The organism is Nonomuraea dietziae (assembly GCF_014195505.1).
Lineage (GTDB): Bacteria > Actinomycetota > Actinomycetes > Streptosporangiales > Streptosporangiaceae > Nonomuraea > Nonomuraea roseola.
On the sequence record NZ_JACIBV010000001.1, the window covers coordinates 3,170,081 to 3,185,692 of the forward strand.

Annotated in this window: 13 protein-coding genes; 9 read left to right on the forward strand and 4 right to left on the reverse strand. The window is 70.2% G+C overall.

The window, feature by feature from the left end; all coding sequences use genetic code 11:
- Window positions 1-85 precede the first annotated feature (85 nt).
- Window positions 86-298, forward strand: a complete 213-nt coding sequence (locus tag FHR33_RS15130; RefSeq protein WP_183647531.1) for a hypothetical protein — start codon at window positions 86-88, stop codon at window positions 296-298.
- A gap of 82 nt (window positions 299-380) precedes the next feature.
- On the opposite strand, the gene FHR33_RS15135 is transcribed toward FHR33_RS15130, so the two are convergent.
- Entirely contained in the window at window positions 381-848 is a 468-nt protein-coding gene (locus FHR33_RS15135; RefSeq protein WP_183647534.1) for a ribose-5-phosphate isomerase, read from the reverse strand.
- A 100-nt stretch (window positions 849-948) separates the two neighbouring features.
- Between FHR33_RS15135 and def the strand changes: the two genes are divergently transcribed.
- Window positions 949-1,437 carry a peptide deformylase gene (gene def, locus FHR33_RS15140; RefSeq protein WP_183647537.1) on the forward strand — a complete coding sequence of 163 codons (489 nt, stop codon included), beginning with the start codon at window positions 949-951 and terminating at the stop codon, window positions 1,435-1,437.
- 57 nt (window positions 1,438-1,494) lie between these two features.
- Here def and FHR33_RS15145 read toward each other — a convergent pair whose 3' ends face one another.
- Complete coding sequence (locus FHR33_RS15145) at window positions 1,495-2,898, reverse strand: aldehyde dehydrogenase family protein (RefSeq protein WP_183647540.1); 1,404 nt, start codon at window positions 2,896-2,898, stop codon at window positions 1,495-1,497.
- Window positions 2,899-3,104: 206 nt separating this feature from the next.
- Complete coding sequence (locus tag FHR33_RS15150; RefSeq protein ID WP_183647543.1) at window positions 3,105-3,725, reverse strand: mycothiol-dependent nitroreductase Rv2466c family protein; 621 nt, start codon at window positions 3,723-3,725, stop codon at window positions 3,105-3,107.
- Between the two features lie 140 nt (window positions 3,726-3,865).
- Between FHR33_RS15150 and pepN the strand changes: the two genes are divergently transcribed.
- The 5 genes from pepN (at window position 3,866) to FHR33_RS15175 (ending at window position 10,920) form a co-directional block, all read left to right on the forward strand.
- The gene (pepN, locus tag FHR33_RS15155; protein ID WP_183647547.1) at window positions 3,866-6,427 is read left to right on the forward strand and encodes an aminopeptidase N; all 2,562 of its coding nucleotides are present in this window, start codon (window positions 3,866-3,868) and stop codon (window positions 6,425-6,427) included.
- Between the two features lie 143 nt (window positions 6,428-6,570).
- On the forward strand, window positions 6,571-7,827 hold the full coding sequence (locus tag FHR33_RS15160) for an ROK family transcriptional regulator (protein WP_183647550.1): 1,257 nt from the start codon (window positions 6,571-6,573) through the stop codon (window positions 7,825-7,827).
- Window positions 7,824-8,756: a carbohydrate ABC transporter permease gene (locus FHR33_RS15165; protein WP_183647553.1), complete on the forward strand. Its 933-nt coding sequence runs from the start codon at window positions 7,824-7,826 to the stop codon at window positions 8,754-8,756. Before FHR33_RS15160 ends, FHR33_RS15165 begins: the two co-directional genes overlap by 4 nt.
- A 64-nt stretch (window positions 8,757-8,820) precedes the next feature.
- A complete protein-coding gene (locus tag FHR33_RS15170; protein WP_221241108.1) occupies window positions 8,821-9,645 on the forward strand; it encodes a carbohydrate ABC transporter permease in 825 nt (274 codons plus the stop codon).
- 12 nt (window positions 9,646-9,657) lie between these two features.
- Window positions 9,658-10,920 carry an ABC transporter substrate-binding protein gene (locus FHR33_RS15175; protein ID WP_183647559.1) on the forward strand — a complete coding sequence of 421 codons (1,263 nt, stop codon included), beginning with the start codon at window positions 9,658-9,660 and terminating at the stop codon, window positions 10,918-10,920.
- Between the two features lie 62 nt (window positions 10,921-10,982).
- Here FHR33_RS15175 and FHR33_RS15180 read toward each other — a convergent pair whose 3' ends face one another.
- Window positions 10,983-12,188, reverse strand: coding sequence for an RNA-guided endonuclease InsQ/TnpB family protein (locus FHR33_RS15180; RefSeq protein ID WP_312895546.1), 1,206 nt, complete (start codon window positions 12,186-12,188; stop codon window positions 10,983-10,985).
- Between the two features lie 133 nt (window positions 12,189-12,321).
- On the opposite strand from FHR33_RS15180, the gene FHR33_RS15185 reads away from it, so the two are divergent.
- Together FHR33_RS15185 and FHR33_RS15190 are read left to right on the forward strand one after the other, a co-directional pair.
- Entirely contained in the window at window positions 12,322-13,434 is a 1,113-nt protein-coding gene (locus tag FHR33_RS15185; RefSeq protein WP_221241110.1) for a glycoside hydrolase family 15 protein, read from the forward strand.
- Window positions 13,431-15,602 (forward strand): glycoside hydrolase family 31 protein, encoded by a 2,172-nt coding sequence (locus tag FHR33_RS15190; RefSeq protein WP_183647562.1) that lies wholly within the window; start codon window positions 13,431-13,433, stop codon window positions 15,600-15,602. The genes FHR33_RS15185 and FHR33_RS15190 overlap by 4 nt, the downstream gene beginning before the upstream one ends.
- The last annotated feature ends 10 nt before the right edge of the window (window positions 15,603-15,612 follow it).

The window sequence follows — 15,612 nt, forward strand, 5'->3', positions numbered from 1 at the left end:
CTCCGCGGTCACGTGGTCCCCTCCACCGCGGGCGCGCCGCCCAGCAGGACTTCGCCTCCCGCCGTCACGGCGTACAGTCGAAGGCATGGCACTGCAGAGCTTGCAGATCACGGCGATCACCGCGATGCGGGCGAGAGACGTGTCGAAACCCTCGCAGGAGCAGCAGGACGCCGCCGACCGGCGGCCGCTGCGCGACGAGACCCCGCGCCGCGAGGCGAAGGCGCGGGAGGAGCACCCTCGAGGGGAGGGCCGTTCGGGCGAGGAGCGCCCCCGCAGGGGGTTGCGCCGCAGGTCGTGACCCACGGCGGCCGACATGGCGGAGAGCGGAGCGGACGGGCAGGACAGACGGGCAGGGCGGGGACAGAGCGGCGGGCAGGGCGCTACGGCAGCGCGGGCAGCTGGCCGATGGTCTCGTAGGACGACAGCTGCGCGATGCGGCGGCTGTGACGGGCCGCGCCGGAGAAGGCGGTGGAGAGGAAGACCTCGACGAACCTGGTCGCCTCCTCCTGGGTGTGCATGCGCGCGCCCACGCTCACGACGTTGGCGTTGTTGTGCTCGCGCGCCAGCTGCGCCGTCTCCTCGCTCCAGGCCAGGGCGGCGCGGATGCCGCGCACCTTGTTGGCGGCGATCTGCTCGCCGTTGCCCGAGCCGCCGATGACGATGCCGAGGCTGCCCGGGTCACCCGCGACGCCCTCCGCCGCGCGCAGCACGAAGGCGGGGTAGTCGTCCTCGGCGTCGTAGACGAACGGACCGCAGTCGGTCACCTCGTGCCCGTGGTCCTTCAACCAGGTGGCAAGGTGGTTCTTCAGCTCATAGCCGGCATGGTCGGCACCGATGTAGACACGCACCCGTCCAGTCTCTCAGGTTCCGTGGGCGCGTTCGACGGCGGTCCCACGCTAGAGTAAGAGGCTGTTGACCTTTCCAGTCCTTACAGGAGAAGACGGCCCCATGCGCGAGATCCGGTACATCGGCGACCCAGTGCTGCGCACCCCCGCCGAGCCTGTCGTCGACTTCGACCGCGAGCTGCGCAAGCTGATCGACGAGATGTTCGAGGCGATGTACGCGGCCGACGGCGTGGGGCTGGCCGGGCCGCAGATCGGCGTGTCACGCAGGCTGTTCGTCTACGACTGCAGCGGGCGCAAGGGCCACCTGATCAACCCGGTGCTCACCGTTGACGATCCCGAGGTGGTGCTGGACGAGGAGGGCTGCCTGTCGGTCCCAGGACGCGACACGGGCAGGCCGCTCTACGCGCCCACCCCCAGGGCGGCGGGCGTGCGCATCGAGGGCGTGGACAGGCTCGGCAGGACGGTGCGGCTGAGGGCCAGGGGCCTGCTGGCACGATGCTTCCAGCACGAGAGCGACCACCTCGACGGCGCGCTCTACGTCGACCGCCTGCCCAAGAGCGAGGCCAGGAAGATTCTCCAGCGCACCCCGTAGACCGGTGCGGGTCGCCGCCCTCGGCGGCCGGGGAACCGCTGGACGAGCCTGCGGTGCTCAGAGCTGGAGGGACTTGATCTCGAAGTACTCCTCGAGACCGTGCTCGCCCAGCTCTCTGCCGATGCCCGAGTGCTTGTAGCCGCCGAAGGGCGCCTGCGGGTTGAACTGGCCTCCGTTGATCGAGACCTGCCCGGTGCGCAGCCGTCTCGCCACCGCGACCGCCCGCTCCTGCGTGCCGGCCCACACGGCGCCCGCCAGCCCGTAGCGGGTGCCGTCGGCGATCTGCACCGCCTGCTCCTCGCTGGTGTAGGGGATGATCGACAGGACCGGCCCGAAGATCTCCTCCTGCTCGATCGTCATGCCGGGCTCCACGCCCGCGAAGATCGTGGGCTCGATGAAGTAGCCGCGCTCGGTCGAAGGCTCGGTGCCGCCGATGATGAGGCGCGCCCCCTCCTCCTGCCCGGTGTTGATGTAGCGGACCACCCTGTCCCGCTGCGCGGCCGAGACGAGCGGGCCCAGCCTGGTCGCCTCGTCGAAGGGGTCGCCGATGGTGTACTTGCGGGCCGCCTCGACCGCCATGCCGACCGCCTTGTCGTACTGGTCGCGGTGGACGATCATCCGCGACCAGGCCGAGCAGGTCTGGCCCGAGTTGACGAAGGCGTTGGCGACGCCCGCCTTCACCGCGCTCGCGAGGTCGGCGTCGGGCAGGATGAGGTTGGCCGACTTGCCGCCCAGCTCGAGCGCGACGCGCTTGACGCTCTCGGCGGCCAGGGCGGCGACGCGCCTGCCCGCCCTGGTCGAGCCGGTGAAGGAGACCATGTCGACCTCGGGGTGGGCGGCGAGCGCCTCGCCGACCACCGGCCCTGCCCCGCTGATCAGGTTGAACACGCCTCGCGGCAGGCCCACCTCGTGGAAGATCTCGGCCAGTTCGTAGGCGGCCAGCGGCGCGACCTCGCTGGGCTTGAGCACGACCGTGCACCCCGCGGCGAGCGCGGGAGCGACCTTGCAGATGATCTGGTGCAGCGGGTAGTTCCACGGCGTGATCGCGGCGACCACCCCCGCGGGCTCCTTCACCACGACGGAGTTGCCGACCCTGGCCTCGCGCGGGTGGGACTCGGCCAGCTGCGCGTAGGAGGCGAGCACCCCCGCGGGCATGAGCGTCTGCACCTTGAGCGCGAAGCCGTACGGCGCGCCCATGTCGGTCGCGATCGTCCTCGCGACGCTCTCGGCCCGCTCCTTCAGCAGGTCGGCGGCGGCGGCCAGCAGCTTGCTCCGCTCGGCGGGGGCCGTGGCCGCCCACGCGGGGAAGGCGGCGCGGGCGAACAGCACCGCCGCCTCTGCGTCATCGGGGGCTCCGGCAGGAACTCGGTCGATCGTCTCCTCGGTGGCCGGGTTGACGACGTCGATTCCCTCGCCCGAGACCGAGGCGGTCCACGCCCCGTTGATATAGAGATGACGCATGGTCCCCATCCTTGCGCGTCGAAGGTCACAAAGCGAGTGGTCGGCGCGTCACGCGGGGTGCCTGCGCCACCGCCCGCCCCTCTGTCGCCTCCCCAAGAGGGTACGGCGAAGCGCCGCGGTTAGGGGGAGATGTCCGAGATCGCGGCCTTGGGGGCCATGGGGCCGATCGCCCCGGGGAGCCCAGGGCGATCGCCATGCGCAGGGGGTCAGTCGAAGACGGGGCGGCGGGTGCGCGAGCGCTTGAGCTCGAAGAAATCGTCGAAGGCCGCCACGGTGCGCACGCCGTCCCAGAGACGGCCCGCGTCCTCTCCCCTGGGGATCCTGGTCAGGACGGGGCCGAAGAAGGCGACGCCCTCGACCTGGATCACCGGGGTGCCGACCTCCTGGCCGACCAGGTCGATGCCGCGCGTGTGCGACTCCCTGACGGCCTCGTCGTAGTCGGTGGAGTCCATGGCGTCGGCCAGCTCCCTGTCGAGGCCGGCGGCCACCAGGGCGTCGCCGATCGTGTCCCTGAGCGTGGGGCCCTCCTTGGGCCTGCCCTCGTTGTGGAAGCGGGTGCCGAGCTCGGTGTAGAGCGGGCCGACGACGTGCTCGCCGTACTTGTCGGCCGCCGCGGCGACGACCCGCACGGGGCCGATCGCGGCGGCCAGCATCTCGCGGTAGGAGTCGGGGATCTCCTTGTCCTCGTTGAGGACGGTCAAGCTCATGATGTGCCAGCGGGGTTCGATCTGGCGCACCTGCTCGACCTCCACCAACCAGCGCGAGGTGATCCAGGCGAAGGGACAGAAGGGGTCGAACCAGAGATCTACGGGGGTTCGTTCGGCCATGGGTGCGGTTCCCTCGTTCGTGACGACCTGCCCTGGCAATAACCTGGGCCCTCGGCCATAACCTGAGTGACAGTCAGGACTATTCCTGGCATGGCAGGATTCAGACAAAACCCCAATGATGTGGTGAAGAGGAGCGGATCTTGGCAGGCAACCTGACCCGTGACGAAGCTCGCGAGCGGGCCCGGCTGTTGAAGGTCGAGTCGTACGACGTCAAACTCGACCTGACGGAGGGTGAGGAGCGGTTCGAGAGTGTCACGACCGTTCGCTTCTCCGCCGCGGAGCCCGGCGCGACGACGTTCATCGACCTGCACGGCGCGCGCGTGCGCTCGGTGGAGCTGAACGGGGTCGCGCTCGACGTGGCCGCCTATGACGAGGACAAGGGCAGGTTCCCCCTGCCGGGGCTGGCGGCGGAGAACGAACTGGTCGTCGACGCCGACTGCGCCTACATGCGCACGGGCGAGGGCCTGCACAGGTTCGTCGACCCCGAGGACCAGAAGGTCTACCTGCACACGCAGTTCGAGACGGCCGACGCCCACCGGATGTACGCCTGTTTCGACCAGCCCGACCTGAAGGCGACCTTCGAGCTGACCGTGATCGCGCCGGCCGACTGGGAGGTCGTCTCCAACGCCGCCGCCGACGCGGTGGAGGAGCTGGCGGGCCACCAGGGCCGCCACGGCGTGATGCAGGCGGCCAGGCGCCACCACTTCGCGCCCACCGCGCCCATCTCGACCTACATCACCGCGCTGGTGGCCGGCGGCTACCACAAGGTGACCTCCGAGCACGACGGCATCCCGCTGGGCATCTACTGCCGCGCCTCGCTGGCCGAGCACCTCGACGCCGACAACATCTTCGAGCTCACCCGCCAGGGCTTCGACTTCTTCCATAAGGTGTTCGGGGTCCGCTACCCGTTCGGCAAGTACGACCAGCTGTTCGTGCCGGAGTTCAACGCCGGCGCGATGGAGAACGCGGGCTGCGTGACCTTCCTGGAGGACTACGTCTTCCGCTCCAGGGTCACCGACGCCATGGTCGAGCGCCGCGCCGAGACCATCCTGCACGAGATGGCGCACATGTGGTTCGGCGACCTGGTCACCATGCGCTGGTGGGACGACCTGTGGCTGAACGAGTCGTTCGCCACCTACGCCTCCGTGCTGTGCCAGGCCGAGGCCACCCGCTGGGGCAAGGGCGCGTGGACCACGTTCGCGAACGTGGAGAAGGCGTGGGCCTACCGGCAGGACCAGCTGCCCTCCACCCACCCGATCGCCGCCGACATCCCCGACATGCAGGCGGTCGAGGTCAACTTCGACGGCATCACCTACGCCAAGGGCGCCTCGGTGCTCAAGCAGCTGGTGGCCTACGTCGGCCTGGACAACTTCCTGGCGGGCGTGCGCGACTACTTCAACGAGCACGCCTGGGGCAACACCGAGCTCAAGGACCTGCTCACCGCGCTGGAGCGCACCAGCGGCCGCGACCTGTCGTCCTGGTCGAAGGAGTGGCTGGAGACCTCGTGGGTCAACACGCTGCGCCCGTCCTTCACCGTCGACGCCGAGGGCCGCTTCGAGAGCTTCGAGGTGCTGCAGGAGGCTCCCGCCGAGTACCCGACGCTGCGTTCGCACCGCGTCGCCATCGGCCTGTACTCCCTGGCCGACGGCGCGCTGACCAGGACCAAGCGGGTCGAGCTCGACGTGGTGGGCGCCCGTACGGCCGTGGCCGAGCTGGTCGGCGAGACCCAGCCCGACCTCGTGCTGATCAACGACGACGACCTGACCTACGCGAAGGTCCGCCTGGACGAGCGCTCGCTGGCCACGCTGGTGGAAGGCGGCATCTCGCAGTTCACCGAGTCGCTGCCGCGCGCCCTGTCCTGGTCGGCGGCGTGGGACATGACCCGTGACGCCGAGATGGCCACCCGCGACTACGTGCAGCTGGTCATCTCCGGCATCGAGACCGTCAAGGACATCACGGTCGTGCAGACCGTGCTGCGCCAGGCGCGCCAGGCCGTGCAGCAGTACGCGGACCCCGCGTGGCGGGCCGAGGGCCTGGCCCAGCTGGCCGCCGCGCTGAAGTCGTGGATCGGCGCCGCCGAGGCGGGCTCGGACCACCAGCTCGCCTACGTCAACGCCTTCTGCGCGGTGGCCACCTCCCCCGAGGACCTCGCCTTCGTCAAGGGCATCCTCGACGGCGTCTCGGCGCCGGAGGGGCTGGCCGTCGACGCCGACCTGCGCTGGACGCTGACCCACGCGCTGGTCTCCGGCGGGGTGCTCGGCGCCGCCGACATCGACGCCGAGCTCAAGCGCGACGCGACCGCCTCGGGCGAGCGTTCGGCCGCGCTGTGCAGGGCCGCCATCCCCACCGCCGAGGCCAAGGCGGAGGCGTGGGCGGCGATCACCGGCGGCAAGCTGGCCAACGCCATCTTCCGCACGACGATCGCCGGGTTCCAGGACCCTCACCACGTCGAGCTGCTCAGGCCGTACAAGGAGAAGTACTTCTCCGAGGTCGGGCGCGTCTACGAGGAGTGGACGTTCGACATGGCGCAGAGCTTCGCGGTGGGCTGCTTCCCCGCGCTGCTCATCGAGGAGGAGACGGTGCGGGCTGCCGAGGAGTATCTCGCGGCCTCCGGCGCCCCGCAGGCGCTGCGCAGGATGGTCCTGGAGGGCGCCGACGGCGTGAGCCGCGCGCTGCGCGCCCGCGCCAAGGACGCTTCCTGAGTTAGTTCGCGGCAAGGCCCCCACCCGGCTCCGGGTGGGGGCCTTGTTTGGTTTCAGGACGGTTTCGAACTCTTGACACCGAGACGGACGGGGTCCCATATTTTCACCACTAACTTTATTTCTGAAGAAAGTCCGGTCCCTGTATGGCAGGCAGTGATCGCGGCGACCTGACCAGGACGGCGATACTCGCTCTCCTCGGGACGGTCGGTCCGCTCAGCCGTACCGAAATCGCCAGAGAGCTCGACCTCAGCCCCGCCTCCGTCACGCAGGTGACCCGCGAGCTGATGGGCCACGGCATGCTGGAGGAGCTCGATCTGAAGCCCTCGCGCGGCGGCCGTCCCGCTCAGCGGCTCGGCCTGGTGGGCAGCGCGGGGCGCGCCCTCGGGGTGAAGGTGACGGCCGACCACCTGGTGATCGTGGACGTGCGCCTGGACGGCGAGGTGCTCGGCTCGTGGGAGCGGCCCTTCGACCCTTCCTCGCCGCACGCGCTCGACGACCTCGTCAGGGCGGTGGCCGATGTGGTCGCCCAGGTCGAGGCGGCTCCCCCGCTTCTCGGCGTCGGCGTGGGCGTGCCTGGCAGCGTGGACGACCAGGCCGTGGGCACGGTCAACGCGCCCACGCTCGGCTGGCAGGCCATGCCGGTCGGCGAGCGGCTGCGCCGCAGCCTCAGCCTGCCCGTGCTGGTGGAGAACGACGTCAACGCCCTGGCCGCGGCCGAGCGCCTGTACGGCAGGGGCCGCACGCACCGCGACTTCCTGGTCCTGACGATCGGGCGGGGCGTCGGCGCCGCCATCGTGATGGACGGGCGCGTGTACAGGGGGGCGAGGGGCGGCGCCGGCGAGTTCGGCCACGTGCCCGTCGACCCCTCGGGCCCGATGTGCGGCTGCGGGACGGCCGGCTGCCTGGAGGCGTTCGTGGGATCGGCAGGCCTGGTGACGGCCGCCAGGTCCAAGGGCCTGCTCGGCGAGGCTCCCGCCTCGGCGGAGGATCCCCACTCGGGGGCCGCGACCGGCGACCCGGGAGCCCGCGCGGCCGTGGACGAGCTCGGCAGAGCGGCGGCCGCGGGCGACAGGGCCGCCCAGGACCTCTTCGACGAGGCGGGCAGGATCCTCGGGCGCTCCACCGCGGGGCTGATCAACGTGGTCGACCCCGAGGTGGTGGTGATCCTCGGCGAGGGCGTCGCGAACTGGCCGTTCTGGCAGGTCGGCTTCGACAGGGCGGTGCGCGCCCAGCTCATGCCGGGCCGGCGTGACATCTCCATCGAGGTGGAGAGCTGGGACGAGACGAGCTGGGCGCAGGGCGCCGCCGCGCTGGTGCTGGCCACGCCGTTCGACGCGGCGGGCGCGGCGGGCGAGCAGGGCAGGCTCGTGCGCGCCAGGCTGATCGGGGCGACGCCATGACGCTCACCGCCGCCCCGCCCAGGACCACGCCCACCTCCGCGCCCAGGCCGCCGCGCCGCAGGCTGCGCTACGCGGGCACGGTCGCGGTCTTCCTGCTGCCGAGCCTGATCCCCCTGGTGCTGTTCACGCTGGTCCCGATGGCCGGCTCGCTGTGGGTGAGCCTGCACGAGTGGAACCTCATCGAGCCGATGCGCTGGGTCGGGCTCGACAACTACGGCGAGGTGCTCGCCGACCCCAAGACGCGGGCCGCCTTCCTGCACACGCTCACCTTCATCGCCGGCTACCTGCCGCTGGTCTACGCCGGAGGGCTCGGCCTGGCGATGCTGCTGAACAGGGCGATGGGAGGGCGCAACATCTTCCGCGCGATCTACTTCCTGCCGGTGATCACCAGCTGGGTCGTGGTGGCGCTGATGTGGAAGTGGCTGCTCAACCCGGCCAGCGGCATCGTGAACTGGGCGCTCGGACTGCTCGGCGTCGAGGGCCCCGGCTGGTGGACCGACCCGACGTGGGCGATGCCGTCGATCATCCTCGCCTCGGCGTGGAAGGACCTCGGCTTCGTCATGATCATCCTGCTGGCGGGGCTGCAGGCGATCCCGAACGAGTACCACGAGGCGGCGCGGGTCGACGGCGCCTCGGCGTGGCAGCGCTTCCGCCGCATCACCCTTCCCCTGCTGTCGCCCTCGACGTTCTTCGTGGTCGTCATCTCGCTGATCAACGGTTTCCAGGTCTTCGACCAGGTGCACGTCATGACCGGCGGCGGTCCTGGCGGGGCCACCGAGGTCGTGGTCGAGCAGGTCTACAGGCTCACCTTCCAGTACGGCAGGGCGGGCGCCGCCTCGGCGCTGTCGTGGCTGCTGTTCGCCGTCGTCCTCCTGGTGACGCTGATCCAGGTCCGTGTCCAGCGCCGGTGGGTGAACTATGGGTACTAATGGGAAACGTGCAAGTCGGCCTGCCGCTACGGTCCCGGCCACGCACTCAGGGTGGAGCGGCAGGTTGGCGAGCGCGTTTCCTGTTAGTAAGGCTCTGAAGTACCTGCTGGTCGTCGGCGGCGCGCTGGTGATGCTGTTCCCGTTCGCGTGGGCGGTGATCACCTCGATCACACCCGGCGGCAGCGTGCTGGCCAGCCCTCCCGACTTCACCCCCGAGGGCGCCAACCTCGGCGCGTACGGCAAGCTGCTCGAGGTCACGCCGTTCTGGCGGATCCTGCTCAACAGCGCGTGGATCGGCGCGGCCTCCACCATCCTGCAGCTCGTCACGAGCGCGATGGCCGCCTACGCCTTCGCCAGGCTGCCCTTCCCCGGCAGGGGCGCGCTGTTCGCCGTCTACCTAGCGACGCTGATGGTGCCGCTGCAGGTGCTGATCGTGCCGCTGTTCATCGAGATGCGGACCTTCAACCTCATCGACACCTACTTCGCGGTGCTCGCCCCCACCATCGCCTCGGCGTTCGGGGTCTTCCTGCTGCGGCAGGCGATCGCGCAGGTGCCGAAGGAGTTCGACGAGGCGGCGGTGCTGGACGGCGCCGGACATTTCAGAATTTTTGCGCTCATTGTGGTGCCCCTGATCAGGCCCGCTCTGGCGACCTTCGCCATCTTCGGCTTCATGGCCAGCTGGAACAGCTACCTGTGGCCGCTGGTGATCATCAAGTCGCCCGAGTTCATGACGCTCCCGCTCGGCCTGGCCGAACTGCACGGCCGCTTCACCACCGAGTGGAACGTCGTCATGGCCGGCTCGGTGGTCAGCGTGGTGCCCATCCTCATCCTCTATCTCTTCGCGCAGAAGCACGTCATCGCCTCAGTCGCCCAGTCCGGGCTCAAGTAAAGGATCACCCCCATGACCAAGAGCACAAGGCTCGCCGCCGCGGCCCTGGCCACCGCCGTCCTCGCCACCGCCTGCTCCCAGGGCTCGGCGACCAGGGACACCTCCGCCGACGGCGGCAAGGTGACGCTGCGCTACTTCACCTTCTCCGCCGCTCCCGACCACGTGAAGGACCTCGACACCATCGTGGCCGCCTTCGAGAAGGAGAACCCGAAGGTGGACGTGGTCGTCGAGACCGCGCCGTACGACCAGTACTTCACCAAGCTGCAGACCAGCATCGCCGGCGGCACCGCGCCCGACACCTTCGAGCTCAACTACGAGAACTTCGTGACCTACGCCAGCGCGGGCTCCCTGCTCGACCTGGGGTCGGTGGCGGGAGACTCGGCGCCCGCCGGCTACGCCAAGGAGTCGCTCGAGGCCTTCAAGCACGAGGGCAAGCAGTACGCGCTGCCCGCCTCCTTCTCCACCGTCGTGCTCTTCTACAACAAGGAGCTGTTCAAGAAGGCGGGGGTCGCCGAGCCGACCACGTCGTGGACGTGGAAGGACGAGCAGGCCGCGGCCGAGAAGCTGACCGACAAGAAGGCAGGGGTGTTCGGCGACTTCCAGCCGGTGCAGTTCTTCGAGTTCTACAAGACGCTCAAGCAGGCCGGCGGCGAGTTCCTCTCGGCGGACGGCAAGAAGGCCACCTTCAACAGCCCCGAGGGCGTCAAGGCGGCCACCTGGCTGGTCTCCAAGGTCGGCAAGACCATGCCCACGGAGGCGGAGATCGGCGGCACGGCCGACTACGACACCAACCTGTTCAAGTCGGGCAAGCTCGCGATGTGGCACAACGGCATCTGGCAGTTCTCCGGCCTCAAGGACGTGCCCTTCGAATGGGACGTGGTCGTCGAGCCAGGTGACACGGCCAAGGCCAGCGCGGTCTTCCACAACTCCGTCGCCGCCTCCAAGACGACCAAGCACGCGAAAGAGGCGTACGCGTGGGCCAGGTTCCTCAGCTCGTCGAGCGTGGCGGCGACCACGCGGATCGAGTCATCGTGGGAACTGCCTCCCGTGTCGAACCAGAGTGTGCTCGCCGGATACCTGAAGGACCCCAAGCCCGCCAACCGCCAGGCCGTGTTCGACTCACTGAAGTCGATCGCGCTGCCGCCGGTGATCAAGCGGCAGCAGGAGATGCAGGACGCGGTCACCCAGGAACTGTCCAACGCGGCGGCGGGCCGTACCTCGGTCGAGGAGGCGCTCACGGCTGCCGCCGCCAAGGTCGACGAACTCCTCGGCTGACCCAGGAGATCTGACCCATTGACTGCTCCCCGCCCTAGAGCTAAACGACGGGGATTCTTGGCTCACACTGCCTGGCTGCCCGGCGGACAGTCAGGTCTTACGCGATCAGCACCAGCCGGGGTCAGACCAGCCCGGACGAGCATCACGCGAGCGGAGTTCTTGTCCCTGGGGGACACGGCTCCGCACGTGGTGCACGTGTAGGTACGTTCGGAAAGAGGAAGTGCGTGCTTGGTTCTCGCTCCGCACGACGCGCAGTCCATGGTGGTGTGCGCGGGGTGCACGAGGCGGACGTCCCGCCCATGCTTGCGGCCCATCTCGATCAGGGCGTGCTTGGTGGCGCCGATCGCGGCGTCGGCGGCTTTGCGGGCCATGGTCGTCTTGGCCAGGAATTTCGGCCGGAAGTCCTCCACAGCGATGGCATCATGGTCGGTCACCACCGCCTTGGCCCACTTGCGGGCGGTGTCCTGCCGCTGCCGGGCGACCTTCTTGTGCAGCTTGGCGGTCTGCTTCTTCGCCTCGCGGTAGCCCTTCGAGGCGGCGTGGCCTTTCTTCGGCTTCCGGCGGGCCATCATCCGCTGGTACCGGGCGAGCCGCTGCCCGGCGTTCCTGCCGTGCTCAGCGTGAGGGAGGTCGTGGGCGTCCGAGGTGGTGGTGGCGGTCTCCTTCACGCCCCAGTCCACGCCGAGGACCGCACCGGTCGCTGGCAGCGGCTGCACCTGAGCGGGGACGACGAAGGAGGCGTACCAGTGGCCGAGACTGTCGCGGTACACGCGCACCGAGGACGGCTCGGCGGGCAGGTCGCGGGACCACACCACCGTCACGACGATGCCACCCGCCAGGTGCAGACGGCCGTCCTTCAGGCGGAACCCGCGCTTGGTGAAGTTCAGCGACGGGTCCGCCAGGTCCTTCTTCTTGAAGCGGGGCATCCCGGCACGCTGCCGCATTGGAAGGCGCGCCTTGATGTCCTTCACCGCCTTGGCGCGAGACTTGGCGAAGTCGCGGATGATCTGCTGCTGCGGCACCGAGGCGCCCTCCCGCAGCCAGGCGTGCTCGGCACGCCACAGCGTCAGCTGCTTGTCCAGACCGGCCGGACCGCATGGCTGCTTGGCCTTGTGGGCAGCGCGAGAGGCGGCAACGCAGCCATTCCACACCCACCGACAGCGGTCCCACTCGGCCAGCAGCGCCGTATGCGCGGTGGACGACATGCGCAGCCGGTAGGTGTACCGGGCGTGCCCGGCCTCCTCGCATGCCTGCGCTTGCGTCGTCACGACCGGCAACCTACCGGCGGGATCCGACAATCGACGCCGGTTCGCCTTGCGGCGAAACGGCTTCCTTCTCCTACTCCACAGGCAATCCGATTCCTCCCCCGTCTGAAGGCTGGGGAATCCCTGGAGGTATTTGGTGATCGTAGGAAGCGACCTGGCGCGGGCGCGACTCGTGTCGCGCAGCGTCGATGTGATCAGCACGCATCAGTCGCCCTCGGGGGCCTACCCGGCGTGTCCCACCTTCTCCGCCTACCGCGGCTACGCGTGGCTGCGCGACGGCGCGTTCATCGCCGAGGGGATGAGCCGCGCAGGCGAGGTCCAAGGAGTGACCGCCTTCCACGAGTGGTGCGCCGAGGTGATCGGCGCGCGGGAGGGCCAGGTGGAGTCCCTGGTCAGGAGGGCCGCGGAAGGTGAGAGCGTCTCCCCCGCCGAGATGCTGCCCACCAGATTCACCCTGGAGGGCGGCGACGGCACGGACGAGTGGTGGGACCACCAGCTCGACGGCTACGGCACGTGGCTGTGGGCGCTGGCCGAGCACACGACACGACACGGCGCCGCGGTGCGGGGGGCCGAGCGCGCGGTGAAGGTGGCCGCGACGTACCTGTCGTGGTTCTGGGACCAGCCCTGCTACGACTGGTGGGAGGAGCACGTCGACCAGCGCCACGTCTCGACGCTCGGCGCCATCCACGCGGGCCTGCGGTCCGCGATCGGCACCGGCCTGCTCGACGAGGCGGAGGCCAAGGCCGCCGCCGAGGCGGTCGAGGGCATCACCGCGCTGGTCGAGGCCGAGGGCGTGGCGCAGGGCGGTCACCTGCGCAAGTGGCTGGGCAGCGACGAGGTGGACGCGAGCCTGCTGTCGTGCGTGTACCCGTTCGGTCTCTACCCCGCCGACCACCCGGTCGCCGTGGCCACGGTGGCGGAGGTCGAGCGGCAGCTCGCGCACGAGGGCGGCGTCCACCGCTACCTCGCCGACACCTTCTACGGCGGCGGCCGCTGGGTGCTGCTGGCGGGCTTCATGGGGCTCAACCACGCGGCGGCGGGCCGGCGCGAGCAGGCGCTGCGCTACCTCGACTGGATGGGCGCGCAGGCCACCGACTCGGGCGAGCTGCCCGAGCAGGTGTCGGACGTGCTGCTCGCGCCGGGACGCTTCGAGGAGTGGCTGCAGCGGTGGGGGTCGGTGGCGACGCCGCTGCTGTGGTCGCACGGGATGTACCTGATGCTCGCCGACGCGCTGGAGGTGCGCTCGTGATCCGCCATCGTCCCCACGGCTCCGGCCATCCCTATGCCGAGTCCGAGGACCAGCGGGTGCCCGTGCTGCCCATGGACGGCCAGAGCGTCGAGCTGCGGGTGCGGGCCTCGGCGAACGTCACGTCGGTGGTGTGCGACTGGCTCATGGTCGGCGCTCCGGTGATGGAGCTGCCGCTCAGCCGTCCCGCGGCCGAGGAGGAGGACACGAGGGTCGACGGCGGCCATCTGGCCGCGGCGCAGGCGAAGGCGGCCAGGGCCGCCTCGGGTTCGTGGTCGGTCGTGACCCCTCCGCTCGAGGCGGGGCGCCGCTACTCCTACCGCTTCCGCGGAGGCGGCCGTACCACCAGGTGGTTCGAGGTGACGGCCGCACGGTGGAGCCCTGACGGCGGACGACTGGTGGTCGAGGGCGGCGACCGGGTGGTGCCGGGCAGCGTCCGCTGGCTGGCCGACGGCGACGGCATCCGCAGGGTGCGGTTCGAGCTGGAGCTGTCGCCCGGCGCGCACGTGGTCGGCTTCGGCGAGCGCTTCGACGCCGTCGACCAGCGCGGCAGGGCGCTCGACGCGGTGGTGTTCGAGCAGTACAAGTCGCAGGGCGCGCACGGCCGCACCTACCTGCCGATGCCGTTCGCCCTCGTCGTCGACGGGCCACGGAGCTGGGGCCTCCACGTGGACACCTCCCGCAGGACCTGGTACGACCTCAGCGGCGCGCGCCTGGTCGTGGAGGCCGAGGTCGAGGACGAGCTGACGCTGCGGGTGCACGAGGGCCCGCCCGCCGAGGTGCTCGACGCCTTCCTCGGCACCGTGGGCCGCCCTACCGAGCTGCCCGACTGGGTGTTCAGGCTGTGGGCCAGCGGCAACGAGTGGAACACGCAGGCACGCGTGATGGCCGAGATGGACAGGCACCGCGAGAGCGACATCCCGGTCGGCGCCCTGGTCATCGAGGCGTGGAGCGACGAGACGACGTTCACCGCCTTCCGCGGCGCCGAGTACGAGCCCTCGGAGCAGCCGCACCGCCTGGCCGACTACCGCTTCCCCGAGGACGGTCCGTGGCCCGACCCCAAGGGCATGGTCGACGAGCTGCACGAGCGCGACATCAAGGTGCTGCTGTGGCAGATCCCACTGCAGAAGATGCGGCCCCACCCCAAGCACCAGGCGGCGGTGGACGCCCGGCAGATCCTCGACAGATGCGTCAGGGAGGCTGACGGCAGGCCGTACCGCAACCGCGGCTGGTGGTTCCCGCTGGCGCTCATGCCCGATCTGTCACGGCAGGACGTGCGCGACTGGTGGACGGCCAAGCGCCGCTACCTGGTCGAGGAGGTCGGCGTCGACGGGTTCAAGACCGACGGCGGCGAGCACGCGTGGGGCCACGACCTGCGCTACGGCGACGGCCGCAGGGGCGACGACGGCAACGGGCTGTTCCCCGTGCACTACGCCCGGGCCTTCGGCGACCTGCTGAGAAGCGCGGGCAAGGCGCCCGTCACCTTCAGCAGGGCCGGATTCGCTGGCTCGCAGCCGCACGGCGCGTTCTGGGCCGGTGACGAGGACTCCACGTGGGAGGCGTTCCGCTCCTCGATCAGGGCCGGGATCACCGCCTCGGCCTGCGGGATCGTCTACTGGGGATGGGACCTGGCCGGGTTCTCGGGCGACCTGCCCAGCGCGGAGCTGTACCTGCGGGCGGCAGGGACGTCGGCCTTCATGCCGATCATGCAGTACCACTCGGAGTTCAACCACCACCGCAGGCCGCTGCGCGACCGCACCCCGTGGAACATCGCCGAGCAGACCGGCGACCCCCGGGTGATCCCGGTCTTCAGGCGCTTCGCCCACCTGCGCGAGAGGCTCGTGCCGTACCTGGCGAGGGAGGCACGGCGGGCGCTCGAGGGCGGCGCGCCGCTGATGCGCGGCCTGTTCTTCGACCACCCTGGCGACGAGGCCATCTGGTCCTATCCGTTGCAGTACAAGCTTGGCGACGCCCTGCTTGTCATCCCCGTGACCGAGCCGGACGCCGACAAGGTGGAGGCCTACCTGCCCGAGGGCGAGTGGGTCGACGTCTGGACCGGTCTGGCTCTGGACGGCGGGCAGGTGCTCACGCTGCCCGCCCCCATCGACAGGCCTCCGGTGCTCTGCACGGCGCAGCACTGGCAGGAACTCTCCGCCGTCTTCGCCCCCTGAAGGGAGTAAC

What these genes read in the sequence shown, in the direction of transcription:
- FHR33_RS15175 (WP_183647559.1), top strand. Translation starts at nt 9,658, where the DNA reads ATGACCAAGAGCACAAGGCTCGCCGCCGCGGCCCTGGCCACCGCCGTC.
- FHR33_RS15165 (WP_183647553.1), top strand. Translation starts at nt 7,824, where the DNA reads ATGACGCTCACCGCCGCCCCGCCCAGGACCACGCCCACCTCCGCGCCC.
- FHR33_RS15130 (WP_183647531.1), top strand. Translation starts at nt 86, where the DNA reads ATGGCACTGCAGAGCTTGCAGATCACGGCGATCACCGCGATGCGGGCG.
- FHR33_RS15160 (WP_183647550.1), top strand. Translation starts at nt 6,571, where the DNA reads ATGGCAGGCAGTGATCGCGGCGACCTGACCAGGACGGCGATACTCGCT.
- FHR33_RS15150 (WP_183647543.1), bottom strand. Translation starts at nt 3,725, where the DNA reads ATGGCCGAACGAACCCCCGTAGATCTCTGGTTCGACCCCTTCTGTCCC.
- FHR33_RS15145 (WP_183647540.1), bottom strand. Translation starts at nt 2,898, where the DNA reads ATGCGTCATCTCTATATCAACGGGGCGTGGACCGCCTCGGTCTCGGGC.
- def (WP_183647537.1), top strand. Translation starts at nt 949, where the DNA reads ATGCGCGAGATCCGGTACATCGGCGACCCAGTGCTGCGCACCCCCGCC.